At 73.3% G+C, this 15843-nt stretch carries 14 protein-coding genes; 11 read left to right on the plus strand and 3 right to left on the minus strand.

The genetic code is table 11. The features are described 5' to 3' along the window. The first annotated feature begins 63 nt into the window (after nucleotides 1-63). From iolC to ACY34K_RS07065, 6 genes are all read left to right on the plus strand, one after another. A complete protein-coding gene (gene iolC / locus ACY34K_RS07040; protein WP_462744895.1) occupies nucleotides 64-1041 on the plus strand; it encodes a 5-dehydro-2-deoxygluconokinase in 978 nt (325 codons plus the stop codon). Next, a complete protein-coding gene (locus ACY34K_RS07045) occupies nucleotides 1038-1922 on the plus strand; it encodes a Cgl0159 family (beta/alpha)8-fold protein (RefSeq protein ID WP_462744897.1) in 885 nt (294 codons plus the stop codon). The genes iolC and ACY34K_RS07045 overlap by 4 nt, the downstream gene beginning before the upstream one ends. Nucleotides 1923-1947: 25 nt before the next feature. Continuing rightward, nucleotides 1948-2763 carry a 5-deoxy-glucuronate isomerase gene (gene iolB / locus ACY34K_RS07050; RefSeq protein WP_462744899.1) on the plus strand — a complete coding sequence of 272 codons (816 nt, stop codon included), beginning with the start codon at nucleotides 1948-1950 and terminating at the stop codon, nucleotides 2761-2763. Continuing rightward, nucleotides 2760-4649 carry a 3D-(3,5/4)-trihydroxycyclohexane-1,2-dione acylhydrolase (decyclizing) gene (gene iolD / locus ACY34K_RS07055; RefSeq protein WP_462744901.1) on the plus strand — a complete coding sequence of 630 codons (1890 nt, stop codon included), beginning with the start codon at nucleotides 2760-2762 and terminating at the stop codon, nucleotides 4647-4649. The genes iolB and iolD overlap by 4 nt, the downstream gene beginning before the upstream one ends. Nucleotides 4650-4663: 14 nt before the next feature. Next, nucleotides 4664-6166 (plus strand): CoA-acylating methylmalonate-semialdehyde dehydrogenase, encoded by a 1503-nt coding sequence (locus ACY34K_RS07060; RefSeq protein WP_462744903.1) that lies wholly within the window; start codon nucleotides 4664-4666, stop codon nucleotides 6164-6166. A gap of 75 nt (nucleotides 6167-6241) precedes the next feature. Beyond that, complete coding sequence (locus ACY34K_RS07065; RefSeq protein WP_462744905.1) at nucleotides 6242-6841, plus strand: DUF4291 domain-containing protein; 600 nt, start codon at nucleotides 6242-6244, stop codon at nucleotides 6839-6841. Nucleotides 6842-6915: 74 nt separating this feature from the next. On the opposite strand, the gene ACY34K_RS07070 is transcribed toward ACY34K_RS07065, so the two are convergent. Next, complete coding sequence (locus ACY34K_RS07070; RefSeq protein ID WP_462744907.1) at nucleotides 6916-8094, minus strand: S8 family peptidase; 1179 nt, start codon at nucleotides 8092-8094, stop codon at nucleotides 6916-6918. A 393-nt stretch (nucleotides 8095-8487) separates the two neighbouring features. Between ACY34K_RS07070 and ACY34K_RS07075 the strand changes: the two genes are divergently transcribed. Next, a complete protein-coding gene (locus tag ACY34K_RS07075; protein ID WP_462744909.1) occupies nucleotides 8488-11217 on the plus strand; it encodes a CocE/NonD family hydrolase in 2730 nt (909 codons plus the stop codon). Further along, nucleotides 11214-12077, plus strand: coding sequence for an ABC transporter permease (locus tag ACY34K_RS07080; protein ID WP_462744910.1), 864 nt, complete (start codon nucleotides 11214-11216; stop codon nucleotides 12075-12077). The genes ACY34K_RS07075 and ACY34K_RS07080 overlap by 4 nt, the downstream gene beginning before the upstream one ends. Before the next feature lie 4 nt (nucleotides 12078-12081). Here the strand turns inward: ACY34K_RS07080 and ACY34K_RS07085 are convergent, their stop codons facing one another. After that, nucleotides 12082-12726 (minus strand): helix-turn-helix transcriptional regulator, encoded by a 645-nt coding sequence (locus ACY34K_RS07085; protein WP_462744912.1) that lies wholly within the window; start codon nucleotides 12724-12726, stop codon nucleotides 12082-12084. A 400-nt stretch (nucleotides 12727-13126) separates the two neighbouring features. Between ACY34K_RS07085 and ACY34K_RS07090 the strand changes: the two genes are divergently transcribed. The 3 genes from ACY34K_RS07090 (at nucleotide 13127) to ACY34K_RS07100 (ending at nucleotide 15055) form a co-directional block, all read left to right on the plus strand. Next, complete coding sequence (locus ACY34K_RS07090; RefSeq protein ID WP_462744914.1) at nucleotides 13127-13588, plus strand: anthrone oxygenase family protein; 462 nt, start codon at nucleotides 13127-13129, stop codon at nucleotides 13586-13588. 127 nt (nucleotides 13589-13715) lie between these two features. Continuing rightward, nucleotides 13716-14405, plus strand: a complete 690-nt coding sequence (locus ACY34K_RS07095; RefSeq protein WP_462744916.1) for a DUF4142 domain-containing protein — start codon at nucleotides 13716-13718, stop codon at nucleotides 14403-14405. An 8-nt stretch (nucleotides 14406-14413) separates the two neighbouring features. Continuing rightward, entirely contained in the window at nucleotides 14414-15055 is a 642-nt protein-coding gene (locus ACY34K_RS07100) for a class F sortase (protein WP_462744918.1), read from the plus strand. Here the strand turns inward: ACY34K_RS07100 and ACY34K_RS07105 are convergent. Beyond that, entirely contained in the window at nucleotides 15047-15796 is a 750-nt protein-coding gene (locus tag ACY34K_RS07105; protein WP_462744920.1) for an ankyrin repeat domain-containing protein, read from the minus strand. The two genes, ACY34K_RS07100 and ACY34K_RS07105, sit on opposite strands and share 9 nt — an antisense overlap. Nucleotides 15797-15843: the final 47 nt, after the last annotated feature.

The following is a 15843-nucleotide window of genomic DNA, read 5'->3' on the forward strand; positions in this document are numbered from 1 at the left end:
ATGTTGACAGGGCTTCGGGCTGCGGCTAGACCTGGGGACGGCGCCGACGCGAAGGGGACGTGCATGGAGACCGAGCCGACCGACCCGTACGACCTGATCACCATCGGACGCATCGGAGTGGACCTCTATCCGCTCCGCACCGGCGTCCCACTCGCCCAGGTCGACACCTTCGGCAAGTTCCTCGGCGGCTCGGCCGGCAATGTGGCGGTCGCCGCCGCCCGGCTCGGCCGCCGCACCGCCCTGATCAGCCGGACCGGGGCCGACCCGTTCGGTGACTACCTCCACCAGGAGCTGCGCGCGTTCGGTGTCGACGACCGCTGGGTGACCCCGGTCGCGGCGTACCCGACACCGCTCACCTTCTGCGAGATCTTCCCGCCGGACAACTTCCCGCTGTACTTCTACCGGCAGCCCAAGGCCCCCGACCTGGAGATCCACCCGCACGAGCTGGACCTGGACGCCATCGCCGCCGCCCGCGTCTTCTGGATGACCGGTACCGGCCTGTCCGCCGAGCCCAGCCGCACCGCCACCCTGGCCGCGCTCGCCCACCGCGCGGAACACCTCCCCGAGGGCGGCACCACCGTCTTCGACCTCGACTGGCGCCCGATGTTCTGGACCGACCCGGACGAGGCCCGGCCGCACTACCGGAAAGCCCTGCGCCACGCCCACGTCGCCGTCGGCAACGTCGACGAGTGCGAGATCGCCACGGGCGAGCGCGAGCCGCACGCCGCCGCCCGCGCCCTGCTCGACCAGGGCGTCCGGCTGGCCGTGGTCAAACAGGGCCCCAAGGGCGTCCTGGCGCTCTCCGCCGACGGCGAGAGCGTCGAGGTGCCGCCCGTCCCCGTCGACGTCGTCAACGGCCTCGGCGCCGGCGACGCGTTCGGCGGCGCCCTGTGCCACGGGCTGCTGTCCGGATGGAGCCTGGAGCGCACCCTCCGGTACGCCAACGCGGCCGGCGCCATCGTCGCCTCCCGCCTCGCCTGCTCCTCCGCCATGCCCTTCCCCGACGAGGTGGACCGCGCCCTCGAAGGCGGCGTGTCATGAGCGGCGTCGACCTCGCCCGCCTCGTCGCCGTGCGCACCCGCCACCCCGAGGCCGTCGCCGAGGCCGCCGCCCGCCGCCGGCGCCGCCCGCTCGTCGGCGCCACCGGCCGGCTGATGATCGTGGCCGCCGACCACCCCGCCCGCGGCGCCCTCGGCGTCGGCGACCGGCCCCTCGCCATGGCCAACCGTCTCGACCTGCTGGAGCGGCTCTGCCTCGCGCTCTCCCGCCCCGGCGTCGACGGGGTCCTCGCCACCGCCGACATCCTCGACGACCTGCTCCTCCTCGGCGCCCTGGAGGACAAGGTGGTGATGGGCTCCATGAACCGCGGCGGGCTCGCGGGCGCCGCGTTCGAACTCGACGACCGGTTCACCGGCCACCGGCCCGAGGACCTCGCCCGGCTCGGCTTCGACGCGGGCAAACTCCTGCTGCGCATCGACCACACCGACCCCGGCTCGCTCACCACCCTCCACTCCGCGGCCCGCGCCATCGACGCCATGGCCGAGCGCCGGCTGCCCGTCTTCGTCGAGCCGTTCCTGTCCCGGCGCGGCGCCGACGGGCGCGTCCGCAACGACCTGAGCGCCGACGCGGTGGCCACGTCCATCGCCATCGCCTCCGGACTCGCCGGCACATCGGCGTACACCTGGCTCAAAGTGCCCGTCACCGACGACCCCGGCGACATGGCGCGCGTCATGGAGACGTCCACGCTGCCCGCCGTCCTCCTCGGCGGCGACGTCGGACACGACCAGGACCGGGCGTACGAGAAGTGGCGCGGCGCCCTCGAACTTCCCACCGTTCAGGGTCTCGTGGTGGGACGCTCGCTGCTGTACCCGCCGGACGGCGACGTCGCCGCCGCGGTGGACACCGCCGTAGGACTGCTCTGAGCCGCCGAAGGGGTACGGAGAGATCATGACCGAGCAGCAGCTGTACGTGCCGTACGGCACGGCCGCACACGGCCCCTACGCCCTGCACATCGATCCCGAACGCGCCGGCTGGAGCCACTGCTCCCTGCGGGTCCTCGACCTCGGCCCCGGGGACGAGCACCCGTTCTCCACCGGGGACAGCGAATGGATCGTGCTTCCCCTCACCGGTGGTTGTACCGTGCAGGTGGAGGACGAGCTCTTTGAACTGCGGGGCCGGGAAAGCGTGTTCGCCGGTATCACGGACTTCGCATACGTACCGCGTGACACCCACGCCCACATCGCCTCCGGCGCGGGAGGCCGCTTCGCCCTGGCAGGAGCGAAGTGCGAGCGACGACTCCCCGCTCGCTACGGCCCCGCGCCGGAGGTTCCGGTCGAAGCCCGCGGCAGCGGCACCTGCGCCCGTGAAGTGCGGGGCTTCGCCTCCGCGGAGGCCTTCGACTGCGACCGGCTGATCGCGGTCGAGGTCCTCACCCCCGGCGGCCACTGGTCCTCCTACCCGCCGCACAAACACGACGAGCACCTCCCCGGCGAGGAGACGAAGCTCGAAGAGATCTACTACTTCGAGATCGACGGCGGGAGAGCGGGCTACCAGCGCGTCTCCCCCTCCCGGCCCGGCGGCGCCGACGTCCTCGCCGAGGTCCGCGGCGGCGATGCCGTGCTCGTCCCGGACGGCTGGCACGGCCCGTCCATCGCCCCGCCCGGCCACACCATGTACTACCTGAACGTCATGGCGGGCCCGGGCGACGAACGGGAGTGGAAAATCCGCTTCCACCCCGACCACCTCACGGAGGGATACCGATGAGCACGCCGACCGCGGGCACCCGACGACTCACCACGGCGCAGGCACTCGTCGCCTTCCTCGCCCGCCAGTACACCGAACGCGACGGCGCGCGCCACCGTCTCATCAGCGCCACCTGGGGCATCTTCGGCCACGGCAACGTCGCCGGCATCGGCCAGGCCCTCGTCGAGTCGGCGCCCGACATGCCCTACCTCCAGGGCCGCAACGAACAGGCCATGGTCCACGCCGCCGTCGGGTACGCACGCCAGTCCCGCCGCCTCTCCGCCCATGCCGTCACCACCTCCATCGGGCCCGGCGCCACCAACCTCGTCACCGGCGCCGCCCTCGCCACCATCAACCACCTGCCGGTCCTGCTGCTGCCCGGCGACACGTTCGCCACCCGCCCGGCCGACCCGGTCCTCCAGCAGCTGGAGCTCCCCCACGCGGGTGACGTGTCGGTCAACGACTGCCTGCGGCCGGTGTCGCGGTACTTCGACCGGATCAGCCGCCCCGAGGCCCTGATCCCCGCCGCACTCGCCGCCATGCGGGTCCTCGCCGACCCGGCCACGGCCGGGGCCGTCACGCTCGCACTGCCCCAGGACGTCCAGGCGGAGGCGTTCGACTGGCCGGAGGAGTTCTTCGCCGAGCGGGTCTGGCGGGTCCGCAGGCCCCGAGCCGACGAGGCCGAACTGGACGGCGCCGTACGGGCCGTCAGGGCCGCGAGCCGGCCCCTGATCGTCGCGGGCGGCGGGGTCCACCACAGCGAGGCCGAGCCGGCGCTGCGCGCCCTCGCCGACGCGACCGGCATCCCCGTCGCCTCCACCCAGGCCGGCAAGGGATCACTGCCCCACGACCACCCGGCCGACGTCGGCGCCCTCGGTCACACCGGCACCGCCACCGCCAACCACCTCGCCCGCACCGCCGATCTCGTGATCGGGGTCGGCACCCGCTACTCCGACTTCACCACCGCCTCCGCGACGCTCTTCGCCCACCCCGGTGTCCGCTTCGTCAACCTGAACATCACCGGCTTCGACGCCCACAAGATGTCCGCGCTGCCACTGGTCGCCGACGCCCGCGAGGGCCTGGAAGCCCTCGGCGCGGCCCTGGACGGCCACCGGGTGCCCGGGCCCTACGTGGACGAGTACCGCGAGGCGCGCGCCCGATGGGAGGACCGCGTCACCGCCGCGTACACGCCCGGGAGCGAGGACGCCCGCCCCACGCAGACCCAGGTCCTCGGCATCCTCGACACCCTGGTCACCGGCGACGACATCGTGATCAACGCGGCCGGTTCGCTCCCGGGGGACCTGCACAAGCTGTGGCGCGCCCGGTCCGCGGACCAATACCACGTCGAATACGGGTACTCCTGCATGGGCTACGAGATCCCCGCGGCCATCGGCGTCGGACTCGCCGCCCCCGACCGCCCCGTCTGGGCCTTCGTCGGCGACGGTACATACTTGATGAATCCAACCGAAATCGTCACCGCCGTGCAGGAGAACGTCCCGATCAAGGTCGTCATCCTCCAGAACCACGGATACGCCTCCATCGGCGGCCTCTCCGAGACGGTGGGCGCCGAGCGGTACGGCACCGCCTACCGCTTCCGGGCGCCCGACGGCACGTACACGGGCGACCCGCTGCCGGTGGACCTGGCCGCCAACGCGGCCTCCCTCGGCATGCGGGTCCTGCGCGCCCGCACCGTGCGTGACCTGCGAGAAGCGCTCGCCGAAGCCCGGGCGTCGACCGTCCCCACATGTGTCTACACGGAGACCGAAACGGCAGACACAGTGTCGGGCGCGCCCCCCGCGGAGGCATGGTGGGATGTGCCCGTGGCCGAGACCGCGACCCGTACGTCGGCGGTCAAGGCCCGGGAGGAGTACGACCGGCAAGTCGCAGCCCGACGCCGCCATCTGTGAAGGAGCTTTTCGTCATGACGAAGACCGTCAACCACTGGATCGGTGGCAAGACCGTCGAAGGCGCGTCGGGCAACTGGGGCCCGGTCACCGACCCCGCGACCGGTGCCGTCACCACGCGGGTGGCGCTCGCGTCCGCCGACGAGGTCGGTGCCGCCGTCGCCGCCGCCAAGGCCGCGTTCGCGACCTGGGGCACGTCCTCGCTCGCCCAGCGCACCACCGTCCTGTTCAAGTACCGCGCGCTGCTCGACGCCCACCGCGACGAGCTCGCCGCCCTGATCACCGCCGAGCACGGCAAGGTCCACTCGGACGCGCTCGGCGAGGTCGCGCGCGGCCTGGAGATCGTCGAGCTGGCCTGTGGCATCACCACCCAGCTCAAGGGCGAGCTGTCCACCCAGGTGTCCAGCCGGGTCGACGTCTCCGCGATCCGCCAGCCGCTGGGCGTCGTCGCCGGCATCACGCCGTTCAACTTCCCGGCCATGGTCCCGATGTGGATGTTCCCGCTGGCCATCGCCTGCGGCAACACCTTCGTGCTCAAGCCGAGCGAGAAGGACCCGTCCGCGGCCAACCGGCTCGCCGAACTGGTCGCCGAGGCCGGTCTGCCCGACGGTGTGCTGAACGTCGTGCACGGCGACAAGATCGCCGTCGACGCCCTCCTGGAGCACCCGGACGTCGCCGCGGTCTCCTTCGTCGGCTCCACCCCGATCGCCCGCTACATCCACACCACCGCCTCAGCCAACGGCAAGCGCGTCCAGGCACTCGGCGGCGCCAAGAACCACATGCTGGTCCTCCCGGACGCCGACCTGGACGCGGCCGCGGACGCCGCGGTCTCGGCGGCGTACGGCTCCGCGGGCGAGCGCTGCATGGCCATCTCGGCGGTCGTCGCGGTCGGCGCCATCGGCGACGAGCTCGTCGAGAAGATCCGTGAGCGCGCCGAGAAGATCAAGATCGGCCCGGGCGACGACCCGACCTCCGAGATGGGCCCGCTGATCACCGCCGCCCACCGCGACAAGGTCGCCTCGTACGTCACGGGAGCCGCCGCCCAGGGAGCCGAGGTCGTGCTCGACGGCACCGGCCACACCGTCGACGGGTACGAGAACGGCCACTGGATCGGCCTGTCCCTGCTCGACAAGGTGTCCACCGACTCCGACGCCTACCGCGACGAGATCTTCGGCCCGGTGCTGTGCGTCCTGCGCGCCGAGACCTACGAGGAGGGCGTCGACCTCATCAACGCCTCGCCGTTCGGCAACGGCACCGCGATCTTCACCCGCGACGGCGGCGCCGCACGCCGCTTCCAGCTGGAGGTCCAGGCCGGCATGGTCGGCGTGAACGTCCCGATCCCCGTCCCCGTCGGCTACCACTCCTTCGGCGGCTGGAAGGACTCGCTCTTCGGCGACCACCACATCTACGGCAACGACGGCGTCCACTTCTACACCCGCGGCAAGGTCGTCACCACCCGCTGGCCCGACCCCTCCGAGGCCCCGGCGGGCGTGGACCTCGGCTTCCCGCGCAACCACTGACGGCCCGGGCCCCGCGGCCCGGACCACGTGAAAACGGCTGGCCCCGACCGGGGCCGGCCGTTGATCCTTTCGGTCATGCACGACAACGAACCGAAGCACCGCATCCGCGCCCTCCACACCGAGGACACCGTCACCGTCTACCAGGCCTACCACCCGGCCATCGGCGCCCCCGCCGCGCGGGACGGGCGCTTCCCGGCGTCCTGGAAGCGGGACCGGATGACGTGGATCAAGCCCTCGTTCCTGTGGATGATGTACCGCTGCGGCTGGGGAACGAAGCAGGACCAGGAGACCGTCCTGGCCGTCGAGATCACCCGCGAAGGCTTCGAGTGGGCGCTGCGGCACGCCTGCCTGTCGCACTACGTCCGGGGCTTCCACGCCGATCAGGCCACCTGGAAAGAGGAGTTGCGCCGGGCGCCCGCCCGGGTCCAGTGGGACCCCGAGCGGGACCTCCACCTGGCGCCGCAGCCGCACCGCTCGCTCCAGCTCGGCCTGTCCGGCGAGGCGGCCCGGCGGTACGCGGACGAGTGGACGGTCTCCATCACCGACGTGACACCGCTCGCGCACGAGATCCACGCTCTCGTACGGGCGGGGGAGAAGGAGGCGGCGGCACGGCTGATGCCCGAGGAGCGCCCCTACCCCGCGGGGGAGGAACTCCTCGGGCACCTGGTCCCGTAGCCGTGCCCGCGCGAACCGAGCCCGCGAGCCGTGCCCGCGCGAGCTGCCTGCGCAAGGCCGTGCGTCGGGGCCGGTCAGAACAGCGAGTGCAGCAGCCTGTTCGGGGAGCCCGTGAGCGGGTTCTGGACCTTGCCGGACGTCGCGTTGCCGACCAGGGCGTCACGCACCTGCGCCGGGGTGGCCGCCGGGTTCTTCGACAGGTAGAGCGCCGCCACGCCCGCGGTGTGCGGGGTCGCCATCGACGTGCCGGAGATGGTGTTCGTCGCGGTGTCGTTCGTCCGCCAGGCCGATGTGATGTTCACCCCGGGGGCGAACAGGTCCAGGCACGTGCCGTAGTTGGAGAAGGAGGCACGGCGGTCGGCACTGTCGGTCGCACCGACCGTGATCGCCTCGGGGACGCGCGCGGGGGAGTAGTTGCACGCGTTCGCCGGGAGACCGAGGATGTTGCCGTTGCCCGCCGCGACGGCGTAGGTGACACCCGAGGCGATCGAGCGCTTGACCGCGTTGTCCAGCGAGGTGTTCACACCGCCGCCCAGACTCATGTTGGCGACCGCGGGCTTGACGGCGTTCGCCGTCACCCAGTCGACACCCGCGATGACCCCGGCCGTCGTGCCCGAGCCGTTGCAGTCCAGCACACGGACGGCCACGAGCCTGGCGGCTTTCGCGACCCCGTAGGTCCCGCCACCGACCGTGCCCGCGACGTGTGTGCCGTGGCCCTGGCAGTCCTGGCCGTTCTGCCCGCCGCCGACGGTGTCCGTGCCGATTACGGCCCGGCCGCCGAACTCGCCGTGCGTGGTGCGGATACCCGTGTCGATGATGTAGGCGTTCACGTTCGACGCGGTGGTGTCGTACGTGTACGTGGTCGACAGCGGCAGGCTGCGCTGGTCGATCCGGTCCAGGCCCCAGGTGGCACCGGACTGGGTGTCATTGAGGCGGACGATCTCGTTCTGCTCGACGTACGCCACTCTCGGGTCGGCCGCCAGCGCGGCGGCCTTCGCCTTCGGCATGGAGGTGGAGAAGCCCTGGAGCGCGGTGCTGTACACATGCTGCGGCGCGACGCCCAGATCGGCGGCGCGTGTCGAGCCGTCCTTCAGGACGACGATCCAGCTGTTCTGCACGGCGGTTGACGTGGGGGCGAGACGGAGGTCGCCGACCGGCGCGCTCTGCGCCGTGGGGGAGGCGGCGAACTGCAGACCGGCCGCGAGGGCGATGACGGGTATCAGCGCACCGATGCGGCGGGATGTGGCTCTCATCTCCGGGCACCTGACCTTTCGTTGTCCGGACCGGGGGCCACAGCGTCGTGGCTGGTCATGTACCGCGCAAGACAATGACCGGCCTGTGCCGCGCTTCGTCTCGGAACTCGCACGGCAACGTGGCGATTTCTCCACCGTCCGTCCCTGCCGCCGAGCGATACGTCGGCAATGCCGGATCATTGCCGGTGCCCACCGTCACCCGAAGGGCGTAGTGATCTCGCTCCTGCGCGACGACGGCGCGTGCGGCATCCCGATGCCCGGTGCCGGCCCGGCAGGCACCCCTCCGCATACCGCGTCCGGTGTACGCCGACGCCGTGCGTACACCTCAGGAAGGCTCCCGAGTTCCACCCGGCGGCGGCGGAGCCGGCGCCGGCTCCCGCTTAGGGTCGAGGTATGAGGATCCGACTTCCCTGGTGGGCCGCGGTCACCGCCGCCCTGGCCGTGCTCGCCGGCGCAGGCACCTGGACCGCCGTCGCCGCGGACGAACCGCCGCCCGTCCACCGTGAGGACCGGACGCTCGACATGCCCGGGGCCCGGATCGACACCTCGTTCTTCACCGCGGGCGCCTCCGGCCGCCGTCCCGCCGTCCTTCTCGGCCACGGCTTCGGCGGCAGCAAGGAGGACGTCCGCGCGCACGCCGAGAACCTCGCCCGGGACGGCTACGCCGTGCTCACCTGGTCGGCGCGCGGCTTCGGCGCCTCGACCGGCCGGATCGGGCTCAACGACCCGGACCACGAGGTCAAGGACGTCTCCCGGCTCCTCGACTGGCTCGCGAAGCGCCCCGAGGTCCGGGTGGACGCGGCCGGCGACCCGCGCGTGGGCGTCGCCGGCGGGTCGTACGGCGGCGCGATCGCCCTCCTGGCGGCCGGGTACGACAAGCGGGTCGACGCGATCGCCCCGCAGGTCACCTACTGGAACCTGGCGGACGCGCTCTTCCCCGACGGCGTCTTCAAGAAGCTGTGGGCGGGGATCTTCTTCTCGACGGGCACGGTCGCCTCGGCCCAGCAGCCCCAGCAGCCACCGTCCCAGGAACAGCCGGGGGACGCCCCGGGCCAGGGCCGGGCGTCGGCGGCCGCGGCCGCGCCGGTCGCCCCGGCGAACGCCGCCTGCGGACGCTTCCAGCCGGAGCTGTGCGCCATGTACGAGCGCGTCGCCGTCGCGGGTGCACCCGACCCCGCCGCCCGCGCGCTGCTCGAACGGCGCAGCCCCTCGGCCGTCGCCCCGCGCATCAAGGTCCCCGCGCTCATCGTCCAGGGCCAGTCCGACTCCCTGTTCCCGCTCGGCCACGCCGACGCCATGGCCAAGGCCATCAGCGGCAACGGCGCCCCCGTCGCCGTGGACTGGGTCGCCGGCGGCCACGACGGCGGGAACCGCGAGACCGACCGGATCGAGGCCCGCGTCACCGCCTGGTTCGACCGCTACCTCAAGGAGGACACCGGCACCGACACTGGGCCGGCCTTCAGGGTCAGCCGCACCGGCGGCGTCGACTCGACCGACGGACAGGCCCTCCTGCGCGGTGCCGGCGGCACCGCCTACCCCGGCCTGCGCAACGGCGAGCGCACCATCGCCCTCACCGGCGGACAGCAGACCTTCCGCAGCCCCGCCGGCGCGAACCCGCCCGCCATCTCCGCCGTACCCGGGATCGGCGGCGGACTGTCCCAGCTCTCCTCCCTCGGCGTCGGCCTCTCCCTCGACTTCCCCGGTCAGTACGCCCGCTTCGACTCCCAACCCCTGACCGAACCGGTGCACATCACCGGCTCGCCCACCGTCCGCGTCAAGATCGCCTCCGACAGCGGCGAAGCCGTCGTCTTCGGCAAGGTCTACGACGTCGGACCCGACGGCCGCGGCCAGATACTGCCCTCCCAGCTCGTCGCCCCCGTCCGGGTCGAGGACGCCCGCAACGGCAAGGAGGTCCTGCTGACCCTCCCCGCCATCGACCGCGAGATCGAGGCCGGCCACCGGCTGCGCCTCGTCCTGGCCGCCACCGACCTCGGCTACGCCTCCCCGGCGGCCCCCGCGACCTACACCGCCTCCGTCACGAGTGGCGCGCTGTCCGTACCGACCGCGCCCGGCGTCCGCACCCAGGCCGCCGCCCTGCCCTGGTGGGTCTGGGGCCTGCCGGCCGCCGGAGCCGCCGTCGCCGCCGTGCTCCTGCTCACCGCCCGCCGCCGCACCACCGCCCCGGCGCCGGACCCGGACCTCGCCGACGTACCCCTGCGGATCACCGGGCTGACGAAGAAGTACGCCAGGTCTTCCGACCGGTACGCCGTCCGTGACCTGTCGTTCCGCGTCGAGAAGGGCCAAGTCCTCGGACTCCTCGGTCCCAACGGCGCCGGCAAGACCACCACCCTGCGCATGCTCATGGGCCTGATCACCCCCGACGACGGCGAGATCCGCGTCTTCGGGCACGCCGTCCGGCCGGGCGCCACCGTACTGTCGCGGGTCGGCGCGTTCGTCGAGGGCGCCGGCTTCCTGCCGCACCTGTCGGGCCGGGAGAACCTCGAGCTGTACTGGCGGGCCACCGGCCGCCCCGCCGAGGACGCGCACCTCGACGAGGCCCTGGAGATCGCCGGCCTCGGCGACGCCCTGGCCCGCGCCGTACGCACCTACTCCCAGGGCATGCGGCAGCGGCTCGCCATCGCCCAGGCCATGCTCGGTCTGCCGGACCTCCTCATCCTCGACGAACCGACCAACGGACTGGACCCGCCACAGATCCGCGAGATGCGGGACGTGATGATCCGGTACGCGGCCGGGGGCCGGACCGTCATCGTCTCCAGCCATCTCCTCGCGGAGGTCGAGCAGTCCTGCACCCACCTGGTGGTCATGGACCGGGGCCGGCTCGTCCAGGCCGGGCCCGTCGCCGAGATCACCGGCGAGGGCGACACGCTGCTCGTCAGCACCTCCGAGGCCGTCCCGGAGCAGCTCGTCGAGAAGATCGGCGCGCTTCCCGGGATCGGCTCGGCCACCCGCACCGACGCGGGCCTGCTCGTGCGGCTGGACGGCGCGACCGCCACGGCACTGATCGCCGAACTGGTCCGGCTGGACGTGCCGGTGACGGGCGTCGGACCGCACCGCCGACTGGAGGACGCGTTCCTCACCCTGATCGGAGGAGGATCCGCATGAGCGACGCGACGCTCACCGAGACCGCGCCCGGCTACCGGGCCCGGCACACCCTGCCGCTGCGCGTCGAAGCCGTACGCCAGCTGAAACGGCGCCGCACCCTCGTCATGGGCGCCATCCTGGCCGCCCTGCCGTTCGTGCTGATCGCCGCCTTCGCGATCGGCGGTGAACCCGACGGGCGGGACAACGGCCGCATCACCCTGATGGACACGGCGACCGCGTCCGGCGCGAACTTCGCCGCCACCTGCCTGTTCGTCTCGGCCGGCTTTCTGCTGGTCGTGCCGGTCGCGCTGTTCTGCGGCGACACGGTCGCCTCCGAGGCCAGCTGGTCCTCCCTGCGCTATCTGCTCGCCGCGCCCGTGCCCCGCGCCCGGCTGCTCTGGTCGAAGCTGGCCGTGGCCCTGGGCTTCAGCGCGGCGGCCATGCTGCTGCTGCCCGTCGTGGCGCTCGCCGCCGGCACCGTCGCCTACGGCTGGGGCCCGCTGCGCCTGCCCACCGGCGGCGCCCTGGCCACGGCCGACACGATTCCGCGCCTCGCGCTGGCCGTGGCGTTCGTCTTCGTCTCCCAACTGGTCACGGCGGGGCTCGCCTTCTGGCTGTCGACCAAGACCGACGCCCCCCTGGGCGCGGTCGGCGGCGCGGTCGGACTGACGATCATCGGCAATGTGCTGGACGCGGTCACCGCGCTCGGCTCCTGGCGCGACTTCCTCCCCGCCCACTGGCAGTTCGCCTGGGCCGACGCCCTGCAACCACAGCTGGAGTGGGGCGGCATGGTGAAGGGCGCGGCGGTGTCGGTGACCTACGCCCTGGTGCTGTTCGCCCTCGCGTTCCGCGGCTTCTCCCGCAAGGACATCGTGTCGTAGGACGTCACAGCCAGCCGCGACGAGCCGCTTCCGCTCCCGCCCGGAAGCGGCTCGTCGTACCGAGCGCCGCGAGCAGTTCGCCCACGCGCCGGCTGTACGTACGTCCCGATACGCCGAGCCGGGCGGCGGCCGTCTCGTCGGTGAGCCCGGCCAGCAGGGCCTCGAGGACCGGCCGCAGATGCGACGGCAGCGCACCCGGCCGGGCCGGCGCCGCGCTGACCTCCTCGCCCGTCTCCCACCAGGCGTGGTGCGCGCGGACGAGCGCGTGCACCACGACCGGGTCACGGATCAGCAGCAGACCGTTGTAGAGAAGTTCGAGATCGAGGGGGATCGCGGCCACCGTGCGATCGACGACGATCATCTTGAACGGGATCGTGTCCGTGAGCCGCGCCCGGCCCGCCAGCCGCCCGAGCGCTGCCACACCGGCGGCGGGGTCGTCGGTCGTGGCGACCCGCGCCAGCGCGTGCCGGGGCACGATCTGACGGACCGTCCCGACCCGCTCCACGGCCGTCCGCACACAGCTTCCGGCGAGCTCCAGGAAGGGCTCCGGGATCGCCTGCCCGAGGCAGGCCGCCGGATCGTCGAACGTCAGCAGCTCGCGGTGGGCCGACTCGGCCAGCGCGGCGAGCGTCGCGCAGATTTGTCTCATGCCCCGGATCGACTGACCGGCCGGGCGCGGCGCCTGCGGCGGCGCCGTGCGAACCGGTGTCGTCTCTCTTAAGGCCGTCCGGCCGAGCACGGAGCCCGGTGCGTTCCCCACGGCAGACCACCCCCGCCATCCCCTTGGACGTACGCAACTCCATGTACGCATGCGACTGCACACGGTGACAAGAGCGAGTTCAGGGGTTGGCGAGTCCCAGCCAACCCCCTCGCTCCGGGCCGCCGCACCGGCCAAGCTGGAGGCGTCGTACCGAGCCCCACACACTCCGGCGCCGGCCCCCCACAGCATCCGGCGCCGGCTACCTTCCCCTCCGCGAGCTGCCCGCTCGCCGACCTCCCCGCCCGCAACTCGGCTGTGCCTCCCCGCCCTTCCGCGCCATGATGACCGCATGCCGACTCTGCTGCTCGCTCTCGCGGTCGTGTCCACCGGGCTCTACGCGGGCTTCATGCTGGTCTTCCTCACCGGCGTCATGCCCGCGCTGGCCCGGCTCACGGACGAGCACTTCGTGACGGCCATGCGGCGCATCAACGAATACGTCCCCCGCTCCGTCTTCCTGGCCGTCTTCGCCGGCGTCGTCGTCTTCCCCGCCCTCGCCCTGGCCGTTCCGATCGACGACCGTTCCCCCACCCAGCGCTGGCTGATCGTCGCGGGCCTCGCCTGCGCCGTCCTCAACCACCTCGTCACCATCACCGGCAACATCCCCCTCAACAACGCACTGGCCGCCTCCGAAGGCGGCGCCCCCGGCCCCGTCCGCGAGGCCTTCGAGCGCCGCTGGAACCGTCTCCACCTCGTCCGCACCCTGCTGATCACGGCCGCCTTCTCCCTGCTGGTCGGCGCATCCCTCGCCTGACCGCGGCCGTGGGCCGTTTGCAGTACCCGCGAGTGGCACACCGGCCGCGGCCGTGTCCGGATGGTCAACGAGGTCCCTCGACAGAGTGAGGGGCCACGGACCGACCGACCAGAACGGACGACCCACCGTGACCCGCAGCCACCGCTGGGCCGCCACGGCCCTCACCTGCCTCGCGCTGACCGGCATAGCCACCGGTCCCGCACACGCCGCCGACGACTCCGCCCACCCCGTCGACAGCGCGTTCCTGCGCGCCTCCCACCAGGGGCATCTCGCCGAGACAGCCGCGGGCCGGGACGCCCGGAAGCACGCCACGACACCGTGCGCCAAGGACGCGGGCGCCGTCCTGGTGCGCGACCACACGAAGCTCGACGGCGACACCAGGGCCCTCGCCGACAAGCTCGGCGTCGACCTGCCCGTCGCCCCCACCGCCGACCAGCAGCAGACCCTCGAGGACGTCATGGCCAAGGCGGGGACCCCCGACTACGACACCGCGTGGCTGGACGCGATGGCGAGCGCCCACGAAAAGACCCTCGCCCGGATCGACACCCAGGTCGCCCACGGCAGGAACGCCGAGGTCACCGCGGCCGCCAAGGCGGCGAGACCGGTCGTCGCCATGCACCTTGACATGGTGCGCGGCGGCGACTGCCACGCCGCCGCGTCTCCCAAGGCCATCCATGCCGGCAACGGCGGCCAGGCCTCCCTCGCCTCCGAGGTCCCGCTCCTCCTCGCGCTGCCGGCCTTCGCCGTCGGCGGGGTGCTCGTCGCGGGCGTCGCCTTCTGGGCCGCCGCCCGTATGCGCCGCAACGACAGCCGCTGACCACCCCGATGGGTGCCCGGCTGAGCGGCGAACCCGGCCCCGACCGGCTGCTGGTCTGGGCCGGGCTGGCCGCGGCCGCCTCCGCCGCCCTGACCTGCCTCTTCCCCACCACCCCCGCCCCCGCGGGCGGTGCGCCCGACGCCGGTGAGCTCCCGGCCGCCACCCCCGCCACCCCCGCGGCCCCCGCGGGGGCCGCCCACGCCCACTCCCCGCCCCTCGACGTCACCGTGCCGGGCCTTGTCGCGCGCGTTCCCGTCGACCCGGTCGCCGTGCGCGCCGACGGCACGCTCGCCGTGCCCGAGTCCCCCTCCCGGGTGGGCTGGTGGGTGCTCGGCGCGCCGCCCGGCGCACCCCGCGGCACCGTCCTGCTCGCCGGCCACCTCGACACGGCCGACGAGGGAGCCGGACCCTTCGAGGAACTGCACGCCGTACCGCTCGGCACGCGGGTCCACATCTCCGCCGCCGACGGCACCCGGCACACCTACCGGATCGTCGCCCGCCGCACGTACACCCGAACGGGCCTCCCCGCCGACCTGTTCACCGCCGGGGGCGCCCCGCGTCTGGCACTCGTCACCTGCGCGGGCGACTTCGACCCGGACACGCGCGCGTATCGCCGGAACCTCGTGCTCTACGGCGTTCCGTCAGGATGAGGCGGGCAGTTCGCTGCTGGACCGGGCGCCGAGCCCGGTCAGCCACCGGACCACCTCGTCGGCATCCTGCTCGCGCGCGACGTCCAGCGGTGTCCTGTCGTCCCAGCCGATCCGGTCGATGTCCGCGCCGCACTCCCACAGGCGCCGGGCGGTCGCCGGCTGCCCGCCGTGGCAGGCGCCCCAGAAGGCTTGGGCGATCTCGTCGGCCGTCGGCGGCACGGGAGCCGCGAGATGCGCCTCCACCCGGTCCAGGAGCCCCAGCGCGGCGGCGTCCTGGAAGGTGACGCGGGCCCCGTGCTCGACGAGCCGGTGGGCCGCCCGCCACTGGCCGAAGCCCCGGGCGTCGGCGAGCGGGGTGCCCCCGCCGATGACCCCGCCCGCCGCCTCGATGTCCGCCCCCGCCGCCACCAGCGCGTCCACGAGGGCCACGTCGTCGTTGCTCGCGGCCCAGTGCAGCGGCGTCTCGGTGTGGGCACCGACGAACCGGGCACCGGGGTCGGCGCCCGCGGCGACCAGCGCGGCCACGACCCGCGGGCCGTCCGGGAAGTGCCCCGGCCAGTCGGCCGCCACGTGCAACAAGCTCCGCGTCCCCGGGCCGCGGTCCTCCCGCACCTCCCTGATGCCGGCGGTGGCCAGTCCCGTGTGCTCGTCGAGGAGCCGGGTGAGTCCGGGCAGATCACCGGTGCGGATCGCGGTCGTGACGGCGACGGCGAGCGGGTCGTTCGAGTCGAGAGTGGTCATGACACCAGGGTGCCGAACGGACACCGCCCCGGTCCGCCGATCGCCGC

This window comes from Streptomyces sp. STAM6 (assembly GCF_054963715.1).